The 21861-nt window shown below is 72.7% G+C and carries 18 protein-coding genes; 13 read left to right on the forward strand and 5 right to left on the reverse strand.

Annotated elements, in window-relative coordinates; genetic code table 11:
- Positions 1–156 precede the first annotated feature (156 nt).
- The 4 genes from M2163_RS30055 to sucD all read left to right on the forward strand — a co-directional run bounded on the left by M2163_RS30055 (position 157) and on the right by sucD (position 5482).
- A complete protein-coding gene (locus tag M2163_RS30055) occupies positions 157–1146 on the forward strand; it encodes a hypothetical protein (protein ID WP_280895531.1) in 990 nt (329 codons plus the stop codon).
- Positions 1147–1319: 173 nt separating this feature from the next.
- The gene (locus M2163_RS30060) at positions 1320–2858 is read left to right on the forward strand and encodes a hypothetical protein (protein ID WP_280895532.1); all 1539 of its coding nucleotides are present in this window, start codon (positions 1320–1322) and stop codon (positions 2856–2858) included.
- Between the two features lie 539 nt (positions 2859–3397).
- Positions 3398–4576: an ADP-forming succinate--CoA ligase subunit beta gene (gene sucC, locus M2163_RS30065; RefSeq protein WP_280849767.1), complete on the forward strand. Its 1179-nt coding sequence runs from the start codon at positions 3398–3400 to the stop codon at positions 4574–4576.
- A gap of 21 nt (positions 4577–4597) precedes the next feature.
- Positions 4598–5482, forward strand: a complete 885-nt coding sequence (gene sucD, locus M2163_RS30070) for a succinate--CoA ligase subunit alpha (RefSeq protein WP_280849766.1) — start codon at positions 4598–4600, stop codon at positions 5480–5482.
- A gap of 214 nt (positions 5483–5696) precedes the next feature.
- On the opposite strand, the gene M2163_RS30075 is transcribed toward sucD, so the two are convergent.
- Positions 5697–6581: an RNA polymerase subunit sigma-70 gene (locus M2163_RS30075; protein ID WP_280849765.1), complete on the reverse strand. Its 885-nt coding sequence runs from the start codon at positions 6579–6581 to the stop codon at positions 5697–5699.
- A gap of 96 nt (positions 6582–6677) precedes the next feature.
- Here M2163_RS30075 and M2163_RS30080 point away from each other — a divergent pair, with 96 nt between their 5' ends.
- On the forward strand, positions 6678–8342 hold the full coding sequence (locus tag M2163_RS30080; RefSeq protein ID WP_280895533.1) for a DUF6350 family protein: 1665 nt from the start codon (positions 6678–6680) through the stop codon (positions 8340–8342).
- Positions 8343–8368: 26 nt separating this feature from the next.
- On the opposite strand, the gene M2163_RS30085 is transcribed toward M2163_RS30080, so the two are convergent.
- Positions 8369–9166: a hypothetical protein gene (locus M2163_RS30085; protein ID WP_280849763.1), complete on the reverse strand. Its 798-nt coding sequence runs from the start codon at positions 9164–9166 to the stop codon at positions 8369–8371.
- Positions 9167–9420: 254 nt separating this feature from the next.
- Here M2163_RS30085 and purN point away from each other — a divergent pair, with 254 nt between their 5' ends.
- Together purN and purH are read left to right on the forward strand one after the other, a co-directional pair.
- Positions 9421–10068 carry a phosphoribosylglycinamide formyltransferase gene (gene purN / locus M2163_RS30090; protein ID WP_280849762.1) on the forward strand — a complete coding sequence of 216 codons (648 nt, stop codon included), beginning with the start codon at positions 9421–9423 and terminating at the stop codon, positions 10066–10068.
- Positions 10065–11630 carry a bifunctional phosphoribosylaminoimidazolecarboxamide formyltransferase/IMP cyclohydrolase gene (gene purH, locus M2163_RS30095; protein ID WP_280895534.1) on the forward strand — a complete coding sequence of 522 codons (1566 nt, stop codon included), beginning with the start codon at positions 10065–10067 and terminating at the stop codon, positions 11628–11630. The genes purN and purH overlap by 4 nt, the downstream gene beginning before the upstream one ends.
- A gap of 22 nt (positions 11631–11652) precedes the next feature.
- Here the strand turns inward: purH and M2163_RS30100 are convergent, their stop codons facing one another.
- Complete coding sequence (locus M2163_RS30100) at positions 11653–13332, reverse strand: protein kinase (protein ID WP_280895535.1); 1680 nt, start codon at positions 13330–13332, stop codon at positions 11653–11655.
- Between the two features lie 217 nt (positions 13333–13549).
- Entirely contained in the window at positions 13550–14212 is a 663-nt protein-coding gene (locus M2163_RS30105) for an RDD family protein (protein ID WP_280849759.1), read from the reverse strand.
- A 239-nt stretch (positions 14213–14451) separates the two neighbouring features.
- On the opposite strand from M2163_RS30105, the gene M2163_RS30110 reads away from it, so the two are divergent.
- From M2163_RS30110 to M2163_RS30135, 6 genes are all read left to right on the forward strand, one after another.
- Positions 14452–15306, forward strand: a complete 855-nt coding sequence (locus M2163_RS30110) for a bifunctional methylenetetrahydrofolate dehydrogenase/methenyltetrahydrofolate cyclohydrolase (protein ID WP_280849758.1) — start codon at positions 14452–14454, stop codon at positions 15304–15306.
- 283 nt (positions 15307–15589) lie between these two features.
- Positions 15590–16093, forward strand: coding sequence for a DUF3017 domain-containing protein (locus M2163_RS30115; RefSeq protein ID WP_280897336.1), 504 nt, complete (start codon positions 15590–15592; stop codon positions 16091–16093).
- A 236-nt stretch (positions 16094–16329) separates the two neighbouring features.
- Entirely contained in the window at positions 16330–16803 is a 474-nt protein-coding gene (locus tag M2163_RS30120) for a helix-turn-helix transcriptional regulator (RefSeq protein ID WP_280895536.1), read from the forward strand.
- Between the two features lie 234 nt (positions 16804–17037).
- Positions 17038–18237, forward strand: a complete 1200-nt coding sequence (locus M2163_RS30125) for an XRE family transcriptional regulator (RefSeq protein ID WP_280849756.1) — start codon at positions 17038–17040, stop codon at positions 18235–18237.
- A 321-nt stretch (positions 18238–18558) separates the two neighbouring features.
- The gene (locus tag M2163_RS30130; RefSeq protein WP_280895537.1) at positions 18559–19548 is read left to right on the forward strand and encodes a malate dehydrogenase; all 990 of its coding nucleotides are present in this window, start codon (positions 18559–18561) and stop codon (positions 19546–19548) included.
- 127 nt (positions 19549–19675) lie between these two features.
- Positions 19676–20539 carry a hypothetical protein gene (locus M2163_RS30135; protein ID WP_280895538.1) on the forward strand — a complete coding sequence of 288 codons (864 nt, stop codon included), beginning with the start codon at positions 19676–19678 and terminating at the stop codon, positions 20537–20539.
- A 370-nt stretch (positions 20540–20909) separates the two neighbouring features.
- Here the strand turns inward: M2163_RS30135 and M2163_RS30140 are convergent, their stop codons facing one another.
- On the reverse strand, positions 20910–21806 hold the full coding sequence (locus M2163_RS30140) for a bifunctional helix-turn-helix transcriptional regulator/GNAT family N-acetyltransferase (RefSeq protein WP_280895539.1): 897 nt from the start codon (positions 21804–21806) through the stop codon (positions 20910–20912).
- Positions 21807–21861 lie beyond the last annotated feature (55 nt).

A 21861-nucleotide genomic window follows, 5' to 3' on the forward strand; every position in this document is an offset into this window, starting at 1 on the left:
ATCGGTAACAGGGGACTTGCGCGACCTCGGGCACCCCGTGCAAGGATCGGGTTCTCCACAGTCTTCACCCTTCCCCTCCGTTTCCCTTTCGCCTTCGTTCCGTTTTCCTCCGTTCCCTTTCGCTTCGTTCTGTCGCACGGAAGGACCAGCCCTCTCTTGACCTGGTCAGCAGCCTTTCCCGGTGTCGCTGTGCGCGTGCTGCGCGCGGCGGTCGGGCGGCGCGCGCTGCAGGTGGGGCTGCTGGTCGGCGGGTTGTTCGTGCTCGGCTTCCTCTGCGGGGAGCAGGCACAGGCGGCGGACGGCACGGGGGAGTTGCCGGGTACGACGGTGGGGCAGTCGGTGAACCTCCCGTCCGCGCCGACGGCCACAGGGACCGACGCGGACAGGAACCCGGACCCGGACCCGGCAAAGCACGGCACCCCCGATCCCGTCGCCCCCGAAGCCGGCAACGTCGACACCGTCACCCACCCGTCCGACGACACCGTCCTCCGCCCGGTGACCGAGGACGTCATCGGCGCCGTGACCGACGGTGTCGTGCGGCCGGTGGGTGATCTGGTCGCACCGGTCGGGAACCTGGTCGAGACCGTGACCACGGGGTTGACCGAGACGGTCGGGATACCGGCGCAGCCCACGCTCCCGGAGTGGCCGTCGTTCCCCGAGTCCCCGTCGTGGCCGACCCTGCCGACGGTGCCGGGTGCCCCCACGGTGCCGGGCCTGCCCGGGACTCCGGTCCAGACCCTGCCCGTGCCCGCACCGGCCACCTCGGCGCCGCAGCAGCCCCAGTCGGGCGAGCAGACGGTGGAAAGCCCGGCCGGGGACAAGGGCTCGGCGCACGGCGGTGCCGTGTACGGGCCGCGGTTCGCCGGTCACGCCACCGTGGCCGGCGGTGCCGTCCGAGGCCCCGCCCACCGCACGAATTCCACGTCCACCGCCCACGCGCCCGCGCAGCAGGCGCCCTCGGACAACCCGGGCGGAGTCCTGGGCGGCAAGTCGGCCGTGGACAACGGCTCGTCGCGGCACGGCGACGCGCACGCCATCACCCCCGGCCACCGGGCGCCGCTGCGGCTCGTGCCCGGTGCCGCCGCGAGCGTCGAAGGGGCCGGGACCCGGGACAGGCACCGGGACATCCCCGTCTTCCCCGGCTAGGGCAGACCTTCCCCCGCCGACCTGCCGCGCGGGGGCGGAACAGGTCTGCCCCAGCCGTTCGGACACCCCCCAGATCTCCCGTAGATCTCCGGACGGATCCCCCCTGGAGCCCTGTGGCTCCGGATGTCCCCCTGCCTCTCCAGGCACCCAAGATCCAGGGATCTGACGCACTCATGAACAAGAACATCCGCCGTTCCATCGTCATAGCCGCCGGCGTCACCGGTGCGTGGGCACTCGGCTCCGCCGTCGCCAGCGCGGACGAACTCCCGGCCACCTCCCTCTCCATGACGGACCCGACGACCGACACCCTCGGCACGGTCACCGGCACCCTCGACGGTGCGGTCTCCGACGTCACCGCCGCCGACGCCCCCGTCGAGGCCCGTACCGCGGACTCGCGCGTGACCACCTCACAGGTCACCGCCGCACCCACGTCCCAGGCCGCTCGCGCAAAGGCCGCCAAGGTGAAGGGCGCCGCGGCCATCCAGGGTGCGAAGGCGGCCCGCGCCGCACAGGCCGAGGCGAAGGCCAACGCCGCCCAGGCAGCCGCCGCCAAGGCCTCCGAGATCGCGGCAACCACCACACCCAGCACACTCACCGCACCGACCGCACCCACCATCCCCACCACCCCCACCATCCCCACCACCCCCGAGCAAGGCGTCGACTACCTCTTCGGCCCCCTCTCCGTCTTCGCCCCCGAGGTGGAGCGCGCCCTGGCCGGCGCCCAGACGAAGCTCCAGGGGATCTCGGGGGTCTCCTCCGTCCCCCGCCCCGTCACGCCCGTCGCCGACCAGACGGTGGCCGCGGTCGTGCCGCCCGTCGTGACCGCCGCCGTGGACGGTGTGGTGCCGGTCGCCGGGCACGCGGTGGACGGTGTCGTGCCGGTCGCCGAGGGAGTCGTGCCCACCGTCGGGCGGACCGTGGGCCAGGTGACCCCGACCGCCGGAGGAGCCGTGGACGGCGTCGCGCGGACCGCGGGGCACGCGGTGGGCGCGGCGACCGGACTCGCGTACGGCGTCGTCGGGGACGTGTCCCCGGTCGTCGGCGGCGCAGTCGCCGGAGTCGGGGAGATCCAGGACGGTGTGGCCGGGTACACCACCGGCACGGTCGCCGGCGTGCTCCCGGTCGCCGACGGGGTTGCCGCCGACGTGCCGCCGTACGCCACCGGTCTGGTCGGGCAGGTCGCCCACGACACCACCGACGCCGTGCTGCCGCCGGTGGTGAACACCGCCGTGCACGGTGTGGTGCCGGTCGCCGGGCAGGCCGTCACGGACGCGACCGGCCTGGCGAACGGCGTCACGCGGGACGTCACGCCCTTCGCCGCCGGAGTCGTCGGGGACGTGGCGCCGCTCGCGTACGGAGTGGCGGGCCACGCCACCGGCCTGGCCCACGGCGTGACGGGCGAGGTCCCGCCCTTCGCGCACGGTGTCGCCGGGGCCGTACAGCCCGTCGTCGACACCGTCACCCGTACGGCCGAGCCGGTCGTCGACAGTGCCACGACGCTCGCGTACGGCGTGACGGGTGACGTCGCACCCTTCGCCACCGGCGTCGTCGGCGAGGTCGCCCCCGTCGCCGCGCAGGTCGGTCCTTTCGCCGGTGATCTGACCGGGACCCTCCAGGACGGCACGGGACCGCTCGCCGGGCACGCCGTCACCGGCGTCCAGGGTGTGGCCGTGTCCCTCACCCCGGGTTACGCGCAGGACCACCGCGTCTGACCGTCCCCCACCGACGACTCCGTGAGGCGACGGGTCCCGGACGGCCGAAAGCCGTCGGTTCGTTCTGCCGGAACCTCGCGGACAGGGCGCAGGGATCCCCATTGGGGTGGGGATCCACCGCCCGGGCCCCTCGAAGAACGTGCACAAGGGGTCGTACCAGGGGCCTCACCGGGACAACCCCATCCCGGTGAGGCCCTACCCATGTGAATCATGGAGGTCATGGAGGTCATGGAGGTCACGTAGATCACGTGGATCATGGGGATCATGCGGCTCACGGGGTCGTGAAAGTCGCCCCACGACCTCACACGCGGCACGCCGTGCCAGTGAGGGCGGCATCATGTGACAGGTATCACCGCTCAGGTGTGACCCTCGATTTAGGGGCCCCCGGCAAGCAGCGATAACCTGCGAGACGGACATGCCGCGCGCTCGGACACCGTGTGCGCCTCCCTTGTGACAGACACCGGTCGGACGTCACGTTGCCCTCGCGGCACGCCCACGCAGACAACGAACCGCGAGATCACTGATAGGGACGGAAGCGCGTGGACCTGTTCGAGTACCAGGCGAGGGACCTCTTCGCCAAGCACGATGTACCGGTGCTGGCCGGTGAAGTCATCGACACGCCTGAGGCGGCCCGCGCAGCCACCGAGCGCCTCGGTGGCAAGTCTGTCGTCAAGGCTCAGGTGAAGGTCGGCGGCCGTGGCAAGGCGGGTGGCGTCAAGCTCGCCGCCTCCGCCGACGAGGCCGTGGAGCACGCCACCAACATCCTCGGCATGGACATCAAGGGCCACACGGTCCACAAGGTGATGATCGCCGAGACGGCCCCGGAGATCGTGGAGGAGTACTACGTCTCCTTCCTCCTGGACCGTGCCAACCGCACCTTCCTCTCCATCGCGTCCGTCGAGGGCGGCATGGAGATCGAGGAGGTGGCGGAGACCCGCCCCGAGGCCGTCGCCAAGACACCGATCGACGCCAACGAGGGCGTGACCCCCGAGGTCGCGCGCCGGATCGTCGAGGCCGCGAAGTTCCCGGCCGAGGTCGCCGACAAGGTCGCGAACGTCCTGGTGACGCTGTGGAAGACCTTCGTCGAGGAGGACGCCCTCCTGGTCGAGGTCAACCCGCTGGCCAAGGTCGCCTCCGGCGAGGTCATCGCCCTCGACGGCAAGGTCTCCCTCGACGAGAACGCCGAGTTCCGTCAGCCGGAGCACGAGGCCCTCCAGGACAAGGACTCCGCGAACCCGCTGGAGGCCGCGGCCAAGGCCAAGAACCTCAACTACGTCAAGCTCGACGGCGAGGTCGGCATCATCGGCAACGGCGCGGGTCTCGTCATGAGCACCCTGGACGTCGTCGCGTACGCCGGTGAGGCGCACGGTGGCGTCAAGCCCGCCAACTTCCTCGACATCGGCGGTGGCGCCTCCGCCGCCGTCATGGCGAACGGCCTGGAGATCATCCTCGGCGACCCGGACGTCAAGTCCGTCTTCGTCAACGTCTTCGGCGGCATCACCGCGTGCGACGAGGTCGCCAACGGCATCGTGCAGGCGCTCCAGCTGCTCGCGGACCGCGGTGAGGAAGTCACCAAGCCGCTGGTCGTCCGTCTGGACGGCAACAACGCCGAGCTGGGTCGCAAGATCCTCTCCGACGCCAACCACCCGCTGGTCCAGCGCGTGGACACCATGGACGGCGCGGCCGACAAGGCCGCCGAGCTCGCGGCTGCGAAGTAAGGGAAGAGGGACAGACAAGCCATGGCTATCTTCCTCGACAAGGACTCCAAGGTCATCGTCCAGGGCATGACCGGTGCCACGGGCATGAAGCACACCAAGCTCATGCTGGCCGACGGCACGAACATCGTCGGTGGCGTGAACCCCCGCAAGGCGGGCACCTCCGTCGACATCGACGGCAACGAGATCCCGGTCTTCGGCACGGTCGCCGAGGCGATGGAGAAGACGGGCGCGAACGTGTCCGTCCTCTTCGTACCGCCGGCCTTCTCCAAGGCCGCCGTCGTCGAGGCCATCGACGCCGAGATCCCGCTCGCGGTCGTCATCACCGAGGGCATCGCGGTGCACGACACGGCCGCGTTCTACGCCTACGCCGTGGAGAAGGGCAACAAGACCCGGATCATCGGCCCGAACTGCCCCGGTCTCATCACCCCGGGCCAGTCCAACGCCGGCATCATCCCGGGCGACATCACCAAGCCGGGCCGTATCGGCCTGGTCTCGAAGTCCGGCACGCTGACGTACCAGATGATGTACGAGCTGCGTGACATCGGCTTCTCGTCCGCCGTCGGCATCGGTGGCGACCCGATCATCGGTACGACGCACATCGACGCGCTCGCCGCGTTCGAGGCCGACCCCGACACCGACCTCATCGTCATGATCGGTGAGATCGGCGGCGACGCCGAGGAGCGGGCCGCGGCCTTCATCAAGGAGAACGTGACCAAGCCGGTCGTCGGCTACGTCGCGGGCTTCACCGCGCCCGAGGGCAAGACCATGGGCCACGCCGGCGCCATCGTCTCCGGCTCCTCCGGCACGGCCGCCGCGAAGAAGGAGGCCCTCGAGGCCGCCGGCGTCAAGGTCGGCAAGACGCCGACCGAGACGGCGAAGCTGGCGCGGGAGATCCTCGCCGGCTGAGCGGTACCTGGCTGAACGTCGATGGGCTCGCTCCGTGGGTTGGGGCGGGCCCATCGACGCGTCAGGAGGTGCCGGGTCCGGTTGTCGGGCGGCTGCGGGTATGTCGTGGCTGGTCGCGCAGTTCCCCGCGCCCCTAGAAGACTTCAAGTGAACCCACTCTTTTCAGGGGCGCGGGGAACTGCGCGACCAGCCCCCACCGGCCCGCAGCCGACCCCTAACGAGCAAGTGGCACCACCTTCTCCGGACCGTTCCCCATCGACGAGCGCAGCTTCTTGCGCAGCGACACCTCCGCCTGCGACAGCGGCCCCTGCCCCACCCGCGCCGGCACCCCCTGGATCTCCGCCCCCGGCGCCACCGGTGGCACGTAGTGCGTCGGAGCCGTCCGCAGGGTGAGTGCCGTCGTGCCGATCAGGGCCACCGTGAACGCGATCGCCGCCCGGGTCCAAAAGCGTGCCCGGCGCTCACTCGCGGTCCGTACCGTGGGCGGCTGCGCGGCCCGCAGACGTTCCCTGGAGGCCAGCGAGACCATGCGCTCGTGCAGGTCGGACGGGTCGGCCAGGTCGGGCAGCCGGTCCGCGACCGCCGACCGCGCGTTCATCAGCCGGCAGGCCGTCGCCGGTGTGCTCGCCTCCGTCTCCGCCGCCGTCTCCGGAAGGTCGAGCCCCACGCCGTCGTAGAGCAGGAGCGTGCGCCGCTGCGACGGCGGGAGGGTCAGGAGTACGTCCATCAGCGCGCGGTCGGCCGGGTCGGCGACGGGCGCCTCGGGGCTGCGGTAACGGGGCCGGAAACGGTGCCAGGGGGAGAGGGCGTACTCGTACGCCATGATCCGTACCCGGCCCGCCGGATCCCGGTCCACCGCCACCTCGGGCCAGCGCTGCCAGGCGAGTTGGAAGGCCCGTTCGACCGACTCGCGGGCGAGTTCGCGGCGGCCGGTGAGCAGATAGGTCTGCCGGACCAGGGCGGGCGCGCAGAAGGCGTACAGCGCGTCGAAGGCCTGAGCGGGTGTCAGGGGGGTGGCCGGGAGCTCCTCGTGCTCCTGCTGAGGAGCTGTCAGCTCGCCGGTGGCGCCGGCCCCTTTCGCGACCTGATCCTGCGTCACAGGGCGCCCCTTCGTGCGGAAAAGTACATAGTCGTATATTGAGCGACACATCGGAGCTTCGCCTGTTACGACGAGAAAGCGCGTGTCGTTGGGAGCATGGCGGTCGTGATTCAGCTGACCGCTCGCCGCACGTCGTTGTCGCCCCTGCTCACCCGGTTGCGCGACCGGACGCCCGGCCTGGCCGCCGCCCTGCTGGGCGGTGCGGTGGCCGCCGGACTGGGGCTCGGTTCGTTCGCCGTGCTCGTGACCGTGCTGTGGATCAGCTCGCCCTACCCCGACAGCGGTCCGGGAGGCGCGCTGCACGTGGCCGCCGCCCTGTGGCTGCTCGCCCACGGGGCCGAGCTGATCCGGACGGACACGCTCTCCGGAGTCCCGGCGCCCGTCGGCGTCACCCCGCTGCTGCTGCTCGCGCTGCCGTTGTGGCTGGTGCACCGGGCGGCGCGGGACCTGGCCGCCGGGGAGGAGGAGCCGCCGCAGGCGTCCGGGCGGACGGCGTGGACGGGGCTCGTGCTCGGATACCTCGCCGTCGGCGCCGCCGTCGCGCTGTACGCGTCCGGCGGGGCGCTGCGGCCCTCGTGGACCTGGACCTGCGTGTGCCTGCCGGCCGTCGTCATGGGCGCGGCGGCTGCCGGCGTGTGGACGGCGTACGGCCGCCCCGCCGAGGCCCTGGACGGGGCGCTGGTGCTGCTGCCCGCGGGGGTACGGCGGCTCGTCCTCGGGGTGGAGGCGCGGGCACGGCTGGCCGCGTCGGCACGAGCCGCGGGGGCCGGGGTGTGCGTGCTGGTCGGGGGCGGGGCGGTGGTGCTCGCGGTGTCGCTGGTGGCGCACGGCGGCGCGACGCGGGAGGCGTTCTTCCAGCTGACGGAGGGGTGGTCGGGACGGTTCGCCGTCCTGCTGCTGTGTCTGGCCCTGCTGCCGAACGCGGCCGTGTGGGCGGCCGGGTACGCCTCAGGACCCGGCTTCGTCCTCGGCGCGGGGCATGTCGTGGCCCCGCTGTCGTCGGACCCGGCCTCGCTGCTGCCGCCGTTTCCGCTGCTGGCGGCGGTACCGGACGCGGGGGCCGGAGGACCTGCGCACTGGGCGGCCGGAGTGGTGCCGTTGGTGGCCGGGGTGCTGGTGGGCTGGTGCGCGGGGAGAGCCGCGGACGCCGGATGGTCACGCAGGCGGACGGCGGGTGCGCTGCTGTGGGCGGCGGTGCTGTGCGCGGCGGCGGTCGCCGTGCTGACCGCGCTGGCCGGCGGACCGCTCGGGGTGGGGGTGCTGGCCCGGTTCGGGCCGGTGTGGTGGCAGGTCGGACCCGCGGTGCTGGGGTGGATCACGGCGGCGGGGCTGCCCGTGGCGCTGGCGGTACGGGCCTGGCGGGGACGGACGAGGGGCGGCCTGTGGACGCGGCTTTCGTCGGCGGGGTCCTGGTTCCACCGGCGCAAGAAGGCGCAGGAGCCGGCGGCCGGAACGACAGCCGGGGCGGCGACAGGGCCGACAGCCGGGTCGGTGACCGGACCGACGGCAGTGCCGGCGACCGGGCCCGTGGAGGTCCCCGCCCCGCAGGAGGCCTCCCCCTACGACGAGGCCTCCGCCTACGACGAGGACGACGCTTTCGAGCCGTACGACTACCTGCCGCCCCCCGCGCCCGCGGCGCAGCCGGAGCCCTCTGCGACGCCCTGGTACGACGACGCGCTCCTGGAGATGCGCTGGGCGGCGCTGAAGGAGGCGTCCAGGTCACTGGAGGAGCCCGCCGAGAAGCCTCCGGCCACCGACTGACACCGGGAGCCGCCCGGGGCCCGGCGTCAGCCGTTCGTGCTGAGCACGCCCCGGAGTTCCTTCGGGAGCAGGTCCGCGCAGGCCTGCTGGGCCTGGTTGGTGAGGGCGTCGTTCGTGCAGGTGTAGTAGTCGTCGTAGACGAGCCGCGCGGTGAAGTTCGCCGCCACGAAGACGATGGCCAGCGAGGCCGTGACCAGGCCGCTGATCGCTGCGGTGGTCTGCGGGCGGGCGGACTGGGGCGGAGCCGGGGTGTCGGGGTCGGGGGTGCGGGGCTTGGCGCGCAGGGCGCTGATGCCCCAGTACATGGCCAGCGCGCCCAGCATCAAACTCACGTACGGCCAGCCGAAGAGGACGAAGAAGAAGGCCCACATGCCGCAGAGCAGGGCGTAGCGGGCGCGACGCTGGGAGGGGTCCGTCGGGTCCCAGCGCAGATTGGGCCCCGCGCTGCCCGGCCCGTCCGGGCCGCCGCCGGGAGCCGCGCCCGGGCGCTGGCCGAAGCCGCCGTCGGAGCGGCCCGGCTGGCGGTCGCTCCACTGACCGCCCCACGGGGTGCGGCCACCGCCCTCACCCCGGCCGTCGCCCTCGCCCGAGCCGTCGTCCGAGCCCTCGGGCCGGCGCGGCTGCCACGGGCGGTCGGGGGTGCCCTCCGGCGGCGGGGCGAAGGGGTTGTCCTCCCCGGCCGCACCGCCCTGGCCGTCCTTCTTGTCCGAGGACGGCGCGTCCGGCGGCGAGGCGGGCTGCTCCCGCAGCAGCACGCCGCTGCGCTCCCCTCCCTGCACCGACTGCTGGGGGAGCGTGAGGAGTCGCAGGCTGCGGTCCGGCATCAAGTGAGCGTCTTCCCCTAGGAGTACGAGTCGTCTGGCGAGGGCCGTCATTTCCTGAACGCACCGCACACCGCCCGCGTTCCCGGAGAGGCCCCTGGCAGACGCTACCTTCCGGCCACGCCCCCGTCCCGCGGGGGCCTTCGGATGTGCCGGTATCGTTGCTGACGTTCGGCCGCTTCGTAGACTTCCCCGTATCCCGGGGCTCGAAGCATTCGTACGACCGTACAAACGCTCCCCCGAGAAAGGGCCCCGCCGTGGCCGCCAAGCCCGTGGCCGAGCAGGCCAGGCCGGTTAAGCGCCTGGTCGTGCTGGTCTCCGGATCCGGTACGAACCTCCAAGCGCTGCTGGACGCCATCGCGGCGACCGGCACCGAGGAGTACGGCGCCGAGATCGTGGCCGTCGGGGCCGACCGCGAGAACATCGAGGGGCTCGCGCGGGCCGAGCGGGCCGGAATCCCCACCTTCGTCCGCAAGGTCAAGGACTTCGGGACCCGCGAGGAGTGGGACGCCGCCCTCGCCGAGGCCGTCTCCGCCCACGAACCCGACCTCGTGGTGTCCGCCGGCTTCATGAAGATCGTGGGCAAGGAGTTCCTCGCGCGCTTCGGCGGGCGGTTCGTGAACACCCACCCCGCGCTGCTGCCCAGTTTTCCGGGGGCCCACGGAGTGCGCGACGCACTCGCGTACGGAGCCAGGGTCACCGGCTGCACCGTCCACTTCGTCGACGACGGCGTCGACACCGGACCGATCATCGCCCAGGGCGTGGTGGAGATCCGGGACGAGGACGACGAGAGCGCTCTGCACGAGCGCATCAAGGAAGTCGAGCGAAGGCTGCTCGTCGAGGTCGTGGGGCGCCTCGCCCGCAACGGCTATCGCATTGAGGGACGAAAGGTAGTTATCCAGTGACCGCCGAGAGCAACAAGCGGCCCCTTCGCAGGGCGCTCATCAGCGTCTACGACAAGACCGGCCTCGAAGACCTCGCGCGCGGCCTGCACGAGGCGGGCGTGGAGCTCGTCTCGACCGGGTCGACCGCCGGCCGGATCTCCGCCACCGGCGTCCCCGTCACCAAGGTCGAGGAGCTCACCGGCTTCCCCGAGTGCCTGGACGGCCGCGTCAAGACCCTGCACCCGCGCGTGCACGCCGGCATCCTCGCCGACCTGCGCCTCGACAGCCACCGCGAGCAGCTCGCGGAGCTCGGTGTGGAGCCCTTCGACCTCGTCGTCGTGAACCTCTACCCGTTCCGCGAGACCGTCGCCTCCGGCGCGAGCCCCGACGAGTGCGTCGAGCAGATCGACATCGGCGGACCCTCCATGGTGCGCGCCGCCGCCAAGAACCACCCCTCGGTCGCCGTCGTCACCAGCCCCGAGCGGTACGCCGACGTCCTGGCCGCGGTCAAGGACGGCGGTTTCGACCTCACCACCCGCAAGCGGCTCGCCGCCGAGGCCTTCCGGCACACCGCCGAGTACGACATCGCGGTCTCCAGCTGGTTCGCCAGCGCCTACGCCCCCGCGGACGACTCCCCGTTCCCCGAGTTCATCGCCGCCGCCCTGGAGCGCAAGAGCACCCTGCGCTACGGCGAGAACCCGCACCAGCCCGCCGCGCTCTACGTGGACGGCACGGGCGTCGGTCTCGCCGAGGCCGAGCAGCTGCACGGCAAGGAGATGTCGTACAACAACTACACGGACACGGACGCCGCCCGCCGTGCCGCGTACGACCACGCCGAGCCGGCCGTCGCGATCATCAAGCACGCCAACCCCTGCGGTATCGCGGTCGGTTCGGATGTCGCCGAGGCGCACCGCAAGGCCCACGCGTGCGACCCGCTGTCGGCGTTCGGCGGCGTGATCGCGGTGAACCGTCCGGTCTCCAAGGAGATGGCCGAGCAGGTCGCCGAGATCTTCACCGAGGTCATCGTCGCGCCCGACTACGAGGACGGCGCCCTCGAGGCGCTCGCCAAGAAGAAGAACATCCGCGTCCTGAAGGCCCCGGCCGCGCCCGCGCACCCCGCCGAGGTCAAGCCCATCGACGGCGGGGCGCTCCTCCAGGTCACCGACCGCCTCCAGGCCGAGGGCGACGACCCGGCGAACTGGACCCTGGCGACCGGCGAGGCGCTGAGCGCCGACGAGCTGGCCGAGCTGGCGTTCGCCTGGCGGGCCTGCCGGGCCGTCAAGTCCAACGCGATCCTCCTCGCCAAGGACGGCGCCTCGGTCGGCGTCGGCATGGGACAGGTCAACCGGGTCGACTCCGCGAAGCTCGCCGTCGAGCGGGCCGGTGCCGAGCGCGCGCAGGGCTCGTACGCCGCCTCGGACGCCTTCTTCCCCTTCCCGGACGGCCTGGAGGTCCTCCTGGAGGCCGGTGTGAAGGCGGTCGTCCAGCCGGGCGGCTCGGTCCGTGACGAACTCGTCGTCGAGGCCGCCAAGAAGGCCGGCGTCACGATGTACTTCACGGGGACGCGGCACTTCTTCCACTGACCCGACCCCGACCTGGGCGGCGCTACGACGAACTGCGCAGCGCCGCCCACGTGTTGGGCCCCACCTGGCCGTCCACCTCCAGCCCCTTGGCGCCCTGGAACTGCTTGACCGCCGCCTGGGTGTCCCTGCCGAACTCGCCGTCCACGCCCGAACCGCCCACGCTGTAGCCGCGCTTGGTGAGCATGCACTGCACCTGCACGACCCGCTGGCCCGTGTCGCCGTAGTCGGTGAGTTCGGTGCCCGAGTAGTACGTGCAGCCGGAGATCCAGGCAGGGGTGGCCGGGGGCGCGGCCGTCTTCGTCACGGTGGCGGTCGGGGCGGGCGCCTCGCTGCTGCCGCCCCCGTCCCCGCCCGCGCTGCCGCCGGGGGTGGCCGTCGCGGACGGCGTGCTCTCCGGCCCGCGGCTGCTCTGCCCGGCGGCGGCCTGCTGCTCCTTGCCCCTGTCCTTGTTCCTGTCCTTCTTCTCGCCCTTGTCCGTGACGGACGGCGAGACGGAAGTGCCAGGCCCTGAGGAGGCAGGTGCGGCGGAGGCGGTGACGCTGCCGGAGCCCTTCGGGGCGGCGGCGGCCGGGGTGTCGCCGGGGCGGGTGAGGAGGAACGCGCCGACGGCCACGGCCCCGACGGCGAGGCCCGCGACGGCGGCCAGCAGGGACCTGTGCCGCCTGCCCCTCCCGGCGGCCGGCACGGCAACCGGCGCGAGCACCGGTTCCAGGGGGGTGCGGAAGTGGGGGGACTGCCGGACGGGCGCGTTCTCCAGCACCGCGCACCCCTGCTGCCGCTCGCGGAGCCGGACGGCCAGCGGTGCGTGCCAGTCGGAGGCGCGGCCGTGCCCGGCGGCCGTGGCCGCGTCGATCAGCTGCCGCGGGGCGGGGCGCCCGGCGGGGTCCTTGGCCAGGCAGGCGGCCAGCAGGGCGGCCAACGCCGTGTCCGCCCGGGCGAGTTCGGCCATCACCTCGGTGTCGGGTGCCTCGAAGGCGACCCGGTGCATGACGTCCACACCGGTCCCGTCACCGAAGGGGGCGTGCCCCGTCGCGGCGTAGACGATGGTGCAGCCGAGGGAGAAGACGTCGGAGGCGGCGTCGCAGCGGCCCTCGCGCAGATACTCGGGCGCCATGTAGGCGGCCGTGCCGACCCGGTTGCCGGTCGAGGTGATCGCGCTGCTGTCGGCCGCGCGGGAGATGCCGAAGTCGATGACGTGCGCGCCCCGGGGGGACAGGATCACGTTGGAGGGCTTGAGGTCGCGGTGCACGACCCCGGCGGCGGCCAGCGCCGACAGGGCCTCCCCGAGCTCCGCCACCAGCCGCCACACCCCGGCCGGGCCCGGCAGCCCGCACTCGCGGACGGCCTCGGCGAGGCTGAGGCCGGGCAGGTACTCGGTGGCCATCCACAGCAGCGCGTCGTCGAACCCGGTGCCCAGCAGGTGCGGAGCGCGCGGGGTGCGCACCCGCCCGTGCACGGCGGCCTCCCGCTCGAAGCGCCGCCGGAAGTCGGGGCCCTCGGCGTACTCGGGCCGGATCACCTTCACGGCGGCGAGGCCGGGGGCGTCGTCGGCGCGCCGGGCCAGATAGACCCGGCCCATGCCACCGCTGCCCAGCAGCCCGAGCGGGACGTAGGGTCCGATGCGCCTGGGATCGGCGAGCAGCAGCGGGACCGCGCCCGCCTGCCGCAGCGCGGTCCCCTCGGCCGCCGATATGTCTGTCACGGTCCCCCCGACCTGCCTCTTCTTCGCTCAACGTGCTCTGGCGTCACACCAGTTGACTCAGGAGAGGCTAGCGCCCCGTCGGCGGGCAGTGCCGGGATACGGGGCGAACGCGCCAGGGCGGACGCACCGGGGCCGTGTCACGGTGTGACACGGCCCCGGGGAAGACGTGGTGGGAGGGCGACGTGCAGACGCGCCCTCGTTCGCGGTGCGGCGGTGCTCAGTGCGTCCGGATCACGATGGACGAGCAGACCTTGTCGGCGAAGGTCTGGCGCTTGGCGTCCCAGGCCGGCCACAGCCAGCCGAGGTAGCACGCGAGGCTGTCCAGGAAGTGCGCGAGACGGCGCACGAAGGCCATGCCGACACCGAGGGGCTGACCGTCGCTCTCCCGGACCAGGCGGATGCCGAGGGCCTTCTTGCCGAGCGTCTGGCCGTTCTTGCCCTCGATGATCAGCTGGTAGATCGCGAGACCGAGCAGCGCGAGGCCGCCGATCAGCGACAGAGCCGCGGTCTTGGCGTTGGCACCGACGATGACCAGGATGTACGGGACCGCGAAGACCAGCATGTCCACCAGGGTGCCGAGGAAGCGCTGGCCCCAGTTGGCGTAGGGCGGCTGGGCGCCGTAGCCCGGCTGCTGCGGGTAGCCGTAGGCGGAGGCCGGGACCTGCGGCGCCTGCGGGTAGCCGTAACCGGGCTGCTGCGGGTAACCCTGCTGCTGCGGGTAGCCCTGCTGCGGCGGCACGCCCTGGGGGGCCTGCTGCGGGTAGCCGTAGCCCGGCTGCTGGGGCGGCTGCTGCTGCGGGTAGCCGTAGCCGGGCTGCTGCGGCGGCTGCTGGGGGTTCTGCGGCTTTTCGTAAGGGTTGTTGGGCGAGCCGAAACTCATGGTGATCCTCCGTTGGCCGTGCTGGGGACAATGCGGACTGCGCGGAGGAACGTCATGGTTGAGCGGTCTGCCCCCCGAACACCAACCGCGATACTGCGCCAGACATCGTTCTAGGCAGGTGTGTTGTTGTCCAGCCTCATTCGGTATGTGTTGTGCAAGTGCAACCTCGCCGATCTTGGCAGGGGCCCTGGTGGAACCCGGATTGGAACCGGGGCCGGGTCATCCGGGAGGATGGGGTCATGACCGCCCAGATTCTCGATGGCAAGGCCACCGCAGCCGCGATCAAGTCCGATCTGACCGCCCGCGTGGCGGCGCTGAAGGAGAAGGGCGTCACGCCCGGCCTCGGCACGATCCTCGTCGGGAGCGACCCCGGCAGCCAGAAGTACGTCGCCGGCAAGCACCGCGACTGCGCGGAGGTCGGCATCGCCTCCATCCAGCGCGAACTGCCCGAGACGGCCACCCAGGAGGAGATCGAGGCCGTCGTCCGCGAACTGAACGACGACCCGGCGTGCACCGGTTACATCGTCCAGCTGCCGCTCCCCAAGGGCATCGACGAGAACCGCATCCTGGAGCTCATGGACCCGGACAAGGACGCGGACGGGCTGCACCCGATGAACCTCGGCCGCCTCGTCCTCAACGAGCCGGCGCCGCTGCCCTGCACCCCCAACGGCGTCCTCACCCTGCTGCGCCGCTACGGCGTCGAGACCAAGGGCGCGGAGGTGGTGGTCGTCGGCCGTGGCGTGACGATCGGCCGCCCGATGCCGCTGCTGCTGACCCGGCGCAGCGAGAACGCGACGGTGACCCAGTGCCACACCGGCACCCGTGACCTGTCCTCGCACCTCAGGCGCGCGGACATCATCGTCGCCGCCGCGGGTTCCGCCCACCTGATCCGCCCCGAGGACGTGAAGCCGGGCGCCGCGGTGCTCGACGTCGGTGTCTCGCGCAACGCCGAGGGGAAGATCGTCGGCGACGTCCACCCCGGTGTCGCCGAGGTCGCCGGCTTCATCTCCCCGAACCCCGGCGGCGTCGGCCCGATGACCCGCGCCCAGCTGCTCGTCAACGTGGTCGAGGCGGCGGAGCGCAGTGTCGGCTGAGGCACGGGACCCCCGACAGCGGGGAGCGACGACCGCGGCGGAGACCTCCCGGTCCGGCGAGGACGGCGCCGGGGCTCGCGAGTCGGCCGGGGGCGCGGAGCGCGCGTCCGGTGAGCGGGGTGGTCCGTCGTCCGGTGAGCGGGGCCGGGAGGAGGCAGGCGTGGTGTCCGGCGGGACGCGCGGACGCGACGGTGCCGGGGCTGAGGCGGCCGGTGCGTCGGCGGGGTCGGTGCGGAAGTCCGCGCCGGGCGCGGGCCGGGAGGCCGGGACGGGAGAAGCAGGCGTGGTCCGGGACACCGACGGTGTTTCGGAGGAGGCGGCGGAGCCCGGCGCGGAGGCCGAGATGGTCGTACGGGACGCGATCAGCGCTCCCGACGTCGACGGGCGGCCGCGGCGGGCGACACGGCGGTTTCCGCTGTTCACCAGGGACACCGCGCGGCCCGAGGGCGGCGGCCGCGCCGCACCGCGGGACGCCCCGGCGCCCGCCCGGCAGTGGCCGGTGCTCTCCGTGCTGGCGGTGGTGGGGCTCGGGCTGCTGCTGACGGCCCTCGACCAGTTCCGCTGGGGCACCCTGTTCATCGGTCACGCCCTGCTCGCCGGTGCCGTGCTGCGCTGGCTGCTGCCGGACGTCGGCATGCTCGCCGTGCGCTCCCGCTTCACCGACATCGCCACCTACGGCGTGCTCGGCACCGCGATCGTCCTGCTGGCGATGATGGTGCAGCCGAACCCCTGGCTGGAGATCCCCTTCCTCAAGGACACCCTGCACTTCACGGTCAGCAACAGCTGACCCCGTGCGGGCCGGCGGTCCGCCCCCACCCCCGACGAGGGACGGACCGCCGTCACCACCCAGCCTCCCGTGCCGCGAACACCCTGTTCAACGGCTGTCAGTCCGCTGTGGCACAGCGGTGACCGTTCCGGCACGGTGTGCGCGACCTGCCACAGCCGGCCCCCGGCCAGGAACCGATCAGGCCCCTGACGTCGTCACTTGCCTGGAAGCAGGTGAGGACGCCACGGAGGTGCGCGATGAGTGGCTGGCAGGCGCTGCCCGACGATCTGCCACCGGAGGTGCGGCACTTCGTGGAGCAGCTCAGGCGGCTCAAGGACCGCACGGGGCTCAGCCTCGTCGCGCTCGGCGCCCGCACTGCGTACAGCAAGTCCTCCTGGCACCGCTATCTCAACGCCGGCCAGCCCCCGCCCCGCCAGGCCGTCGCCGCCCTGTGCCGGATCGCGGGCCTCGACACCACCGACGCCGAACGCCTCGGGGTGCGCTGGGAACTGGCGGTCCAGGCCTGGCCCCGCCCGGCGGCGGCCCCCGCGCGGACCGCCGAGGAGGAGAGCGCGAGCGGGGAACGGTACGAGGACGACCCCACGCTGCCGTGGTGGGACGAGCCCCCCGCCGAGCGCACGAGCGGCATGAACCGCCTGCTGCTGTCCGCCGCGCTGCTGCTCGTCCTCCTCCTGCTGCTCGGGGTGGCCGGTGCCGTTGCGTCCGGGTGATCCGGGACCTCCGTGGCGGCCGTTATCTCCGGTGTGTTCCGCCTGTGACGATGTATCGACAAGTTTGCGTCTTTGATATGGAGATGTTCGACGACACGACTAACGTGTCGAACTTGCGGATGCTCCCGTGCGCCCCCACCCGGGGAGCTGAGATCCTTGTGGCACGGGGAAGAGCGGGGAACAGCCAGCACCGACCGGGGGGAAAGAGGGGGAGCAATGCCTCGTTGGAGGGCCTTGCCGGATGAACTGGATCCGCAGGTCAGGGAGTTCGCGAGCCAGCTGCGGCGGCTCGTGGACCGCAGCGGCCTGAGCATCGCGGCCGTCGCCGACCGCACGGGTTACAGCAAGACGTCCTGGGACCGGTATCTCAACGGTCGGCTGCTCGCGCCGAAGGGCGCGATCGTCGCCCTGGCCGAGGTCACCGGCACCAATCCCATTCACCTGACCACGATGTGGGAGCTCGCCGAACGCGCCTGGAGCCGTTCGGAGATGCGCCACGACATGACCATGGAGGCCATCCGGATCTCCCAGGCGCGCGCCGCGCTCGGCGAGTTCGGGGCCCCGCCCGCGAACGCCAAGGGCAGCAAGACGGCCCGCAAGAGCGGCAGCGCGACGGCGACGCCGGGGATCGCGGGACCGGCGGGGGTCGCCCCCACGGTGCCGCCCCAGCCGGTGGCGTCGGAGAACGACAGCGCCGAGGCGCGGCGCGGGGCCTCCTCGGGGGGCAACTCCTGGGGCATGGCCGGGTACCAGGGGCCGTCCCAGGCGCCGGGGCGCCCGGCACCGGCCGCACCGGCCGCACCGGTCTCGCCGGACGGTGCGGGACGTACCCCGGGGGCGCCGGGGCCGTACGGCCCGCCGCAGGACGCACGTCCGGGTGAGGGGGTGTCCGGTGGCTCCGGCGTTCCCGGTGGTCCCGGTGGTTCCGGCGGTTCCGGCGGGGGCAAGCGGCGGCTGACGATGTTCCTCGCGGGGGTCGTCGGGGTGCTCGTCGTGGTCGCCGCCGTGTTCTACCTGACCGACCCGGGCGGGGACGAGAAGAACCAGACCGGGAAGTCGCCGTCGCCGTCCGCCAGCGCGAGCGTCTCGCTGCCCGCCGGAGTGAAGTGCAGTGGCCAGGGTTGCACCGGGAAGGACGCCGAGGCCATGGGGTGCAGCGGCAATCTGGTGACGACCGCCAAGACCGCGACCGTGGGGGCGACCGTCCTCGAGGTGCGCTACAGCAAGACGTGCGGGGCGGCCTGGGGGCGGGTCACCCAGGCCGGGCAGGGCGACAAGGTCGAGGTGAGCGCGGGCAAGGCGGCCGAGCAGAGCGGCAGCATCACCGAGGCCGGGGACACGATCGCCTACACGCCGATGGTCGCCGTGAAGGACGCGGGCGAGGCGAAGGCGTGTGTGACCCTGGCTTCCGGACAGCAGGGGTGCACCGACTGACGGGTGGACGGGTGCACGGGTGCACGGGTGAATCTTCGAGGAGTGTGCATGGGCCGCTGAATCCTGGGCACGCGAAACCTACCCCCACGGGAGTCCGGACACCGGTACCCCCATACGGCGGCCGCTTCCGTCCCCCCTCTCCCGGACGGGCGGCCGCCTCTTCTGTCGGGGCGGCCGTTTGTGGGGTGGGCCACACGGACCCGGACGTTCGGGTCCCCGGATGCGCGATAGCCTGACCGCTGGAGATCTCTTGACGCCGAGAGATCGATCAAACGTCCGGGGCAGGGACGCCCCACCGCCAGCTGTCATACGGAGAACGCCATGACCCGCACTCCCGTGAACGTCACCGTCACCGGCGCGGCCGGCCAGATCGGTTACGCCCTGCTCTTCCGCATCGCCTCCGGCCAGCTGCTCGGCGCGGACGTGCCGGTCAAGCTCCGCCTCCTGGAGATCACCCCCGCGCTCAAGGCCGCCGAGGGCACCGCCATGGAGCTCGACGACTGCGCCTTCCCGCTGCTCGCGGGCATCGACATCACGGACGACCCGAACGTCGCCTTCGACGGCACCAACGTCGGTCTGCTCGTCGGCGCTCGCCCCCGCACCAAGGGCATGGAGCGCGGCGACCTCCTGGAGGCCAACGGCGGCATCTTCAAGCCGCAGGGCAAGGCCATCAACGACCACGCCGCGGACGACGTGAAGATCCTGGTGGTCGGTAACCCGGCCAACACCAACGCGCTGATCGCCCAGGCCGCCGCCCCGGACGTACCGGCCGAGCGCTTCACCGCGATGACCCGCCTGGACCACAACCGCGCGCTGACCCAGCTCGCGAAGAAGACGGGTTCGACGGTCGCCGACATCAAGCGGCTGACCATCTGGGGCAACCACTCCGCCACCCAGTACCCGGACATCTTCCACGCCACCATCGCCGGCAAGAACGCCGCCGAGACCGTCAACGACGAGAAGTGGCTGGCCGAGGACTTCATCCCGACCGTCGCCAAGCGCGGTGCCGCGATCATCGAGGCCCGTGGCGCGTCCTCCGCCGCCTCGGCCGCCAACGCCGCCATCGACCACGTCCACACCTGGGTCAACGGCACCGCGGACGGCGACTGGACCTCCATGGGCATCCCGTCGGACGGTTCCTACGGCGTCCCGCAGGGCCTCATCTCCTCCTTCCCGGTCACCACGAAGGACGGCTCCCACGAGATCGTCCAGGGCCTGGACATCAACGAGTTCTCCCGCGCCCGTATCGACGCCTCCGTCAAGGAGCTGGAGGAGGAGCGCGAGGCGGTCCGCGCCCTCGGCCTCATCTGAGGTTTCTCCACAGCTCTGTCACGAGCCTGCACGGGCCCTGTTCCGGTTCCCCCCGGAACAGGGCCCGTGGCCGTTTTCCGCCCTACGGTCGAAGTCTTACCCGGTGGGGTGATACGGGGGGTTCGCCATGAACGGCTGGAACGGCTACAGCTCGGGTTCCGGAGCGGGACACGGGCCGAGCGAGGAGAGGGGCCGGTCGGCCTGGAGCTCGGGGGAGGCGGGGACCGCTCCGCCGTGGGCCTCCGCGGAGACGCAGACCTCCTTCGCGCCGCCCTGGGCGACGGCCGGCACCCAGGCCTCGCCCGTCCCGCTCTGGACACCGGCCGCTCCGGGTCCCGCGCACGCGCCCCATCGGGTCCGCCGGGTGTTCGTCGCCCTCGCGGTGGCCGTCCTGGTCGGGGTCTCGGTGGGGGCCGGTGTCTGGTGGTTCCTGCGGGACACCTCCCTCGGCTCCGGCACCCCCGCGGACGCCGGACCGGCGCCGAGCGTCACGGCCCCGTCGTCCTCCTCGTCCCCGTCGCCCTCCGCGTCCACGGCCGCGGGATACCGCCGGGTGTACGACCCCGTCGGCTACTCCGTCGACGTCCCCCGGGGCTGGACCCGCAGCGAGAAGCAGGGCCGGTCCGCCCCGGTCGTCGTCTACGACGCCCCCGACGACGGCCGCCGGCTCCAGGTCTTCCGGATCGCCGAGGACACCCCGGCCCAGTCCCTCGAACTGGCCGAGAACGACCCCGGCTACGGCTTCGCGCGCCGGCCCGGCTACCGGGTCCTCGACCGCGCCACGGGCACCACCTGGGCCGAGCTCGTCTACCGCTACGACGACGCGGACCTCGGTGCCCGCCGGGTCGTCGACCACCGCTTCCAGGCCGCCGACGGGACGCTGTACGCGATCCGCTCGGCCGGCCCCGCCTCGCTCACGCCCGCCCTGGTGCGCGAGCCGCTCACCAGGGCGCTGGCCTCCTTCTGCCCGGCGGACACGGAGTGCCGCTGAGCGCCCTGACGCCCGCCGATCCGCATCGGCCGGCCCGCCGCGGCCCGGCGTGCCGCCGCCGCTGCGGTGTCGCCCGGGACGTACAACCCGACCGCGCCGGACGGCTCGTGGCCGCGCGACGCGCACACGTGCGCGGGGCGGGGCCGGGCCGGACTTCGGAGTCGGCGAGCGGGTCGCCCCCGGTCCCCTGGCGGAGCATCAGCAGGCCGAAGACCGGGTTCAGCAGGGAGGGCACGGCGGCTCCTCGGTTCAACTGGGGCGCGGGCTGGGGTGGTTGGCCCGTCACCGTGGTGACAAGCCGAACGCGATAGTACTCGTTCCCGACCGGACGCGATAGTGCGCGATTCTCCGGATCCCGCAGGCCGGGTGGTCAGTTCGCCGGGCCGGACAGCCGCTTCTCGAACCAGTGGTCGCCGTAGGCGTGCTCGCTGTACGGCGGGATCTCCGTGTAGCCGCACGCCCGGTACATCGTCTGCGCCTCGGTGAGGGACGCGTGCGTGTCGAGCCGCAGCACGGTCAGGCCGCGGGCGGCTGCCTCCGTCTCCAGGGCGGAGAGGATCCGGCGGGCCAGGCCCAGGCGGCGGGCGTCCGGGTGCACCCACACATGGCGGAGCTCGCCGACGCCCGGTTCCAGCCGCCGCAGCGCACCGCAGCCCACCGGGCGCCCCTCCTCGTACGCCACGAAGAACGCGCCCGCGGCCCCGGAGACCTCCTCGGGGCGCACCAGGTCGGACGGGTCGAAGCCCTCGGGGAAGCGGGCGTCGATGTCGGCGGCGTAGGCGTCGAGGCAGGCGCGGGCGTCGGGGGCGGCGCCGTCCACCGGCGCCACGGTGATGCCGGCCAGGCGCAGCAGGCGCTGGGCGGTGCTCATCGCCTCGGTGAGCCGGTCGCGCTGGGCCGGGCTGAGTCCGTCGAGCAGGCCGGCGGCGAGGGCGTCGGCCCGGCGGTTCTGCTCCTTGAGCTCGGTCCGTCCGGCGCGGGTCAGCTCGACCCTGCGCAGCCGGCTGTCGTCCGGGTGGACGCTGATCCGGACCAGGCCCTGCGCCTGGAGGGTCTTCGCCATCCGGCTCAGGTATCCGGCGTCCAGCCCGAGCCGGGTCCTGAGCTCGCGCAGCGAGACCCCGTCGCCGATCTCGAACAGCAGCCGCGCCTCGCCGAGCGGGCGGTCCTGGCCGAGGTAGTGGTCGTCCAGGGCGCCGATGCGGCGGGTGAAGTAGCGGTTGAACCGGCGGAACTCCGCCACGTGCTGTGTCGACACCGGATCCATAATCTTTGACTGTAGTCAAAGGAATGCGGTGGCGTCCAGGAATACGGTGGCGTCC

This window comes from Streptomyces sp. SAI-135, from assembly GCF_029893805.1.
Taxonomy (GTDB): Bacteria; Actinomycetota; Actinomycetes; order Streptomycetales; family Streptomycetaceae; genus Streptomyces.

Excerpts from the sequence above, each read along its gene's own strand:
- M2163_RS30060 (WP_280895532.1), top strand. The coding sequence starts at position 1,320 with ATGAACAAGAACATCCGCCGTTCCATCGTCATAGCCGCCGGCGTCACC.
- sucD (WP_280849766.1), top strand. The coding sequence starts at position 4,598 with ATGGCTATCTTCCTCGACAAGGACTCCAAGGTCATCGTCCAGGGCATG.
- M2163_RS30080 (WP_280895533.1), top strand. The coding sequence starts at position 6,678 with ATGGCGGTCGTGATTCAGCTGACCGCTCGCCGCACGTCGTTGTCGCCC.
- M2163_RS30085 (WP_280849763.1), bottom strand. The coding sequence starts at position 9,166 with ATGCCGGACCGCAGCCTGCGACTCCTCACGCTCCCCCAGCAGTCGGTG.
- M2163_RS30105 (WP_280849759.1), bottom strand. The coding sequence starts at position 14,212 with ATGAGTTTCGGCTCGCCCAACAACCCTTACGAAAAGCCGCAGAACCCC.
- M2163_RS30110 (WP_280849758.1), top strand. The coding sequence starts at position 14,452 with ATGACCGCCCAGATTCTCGATGGCAAGGCCACCGCAGCCGCGATCAAG.
- M2163_RS30120 (WP_280895536.1), top strand. The coding sequence starts at position 16,330 with ATGAGTGGCTGGCAGGCGCTGCCCGACGATCTGCCACCGGAGGTGCGG.
- M2163_RS30130 (WP_280895537.1), top strand. The coding sequence starts at position 18,559 with ATGACCCGCACTCCCGTGAACGTCACCGTCACCGGCGCGGCCGGCCAG.
- M2163_RS30135 (WP_280895538.1), top strand. The coding sequence starts at position 19,676 with ATGAACGGCTGGAACGGCTACAGCTCGGGTTCCGGAGCGGGACACGGG.
- M2163_RS30140 (WP_280895539.1), bottom strand. The coding sequence starts at position 21,806 with ATGGATCCGGTGTCGACACAGCACGTGGCGGAGTTCCGCCGGTTCAAC.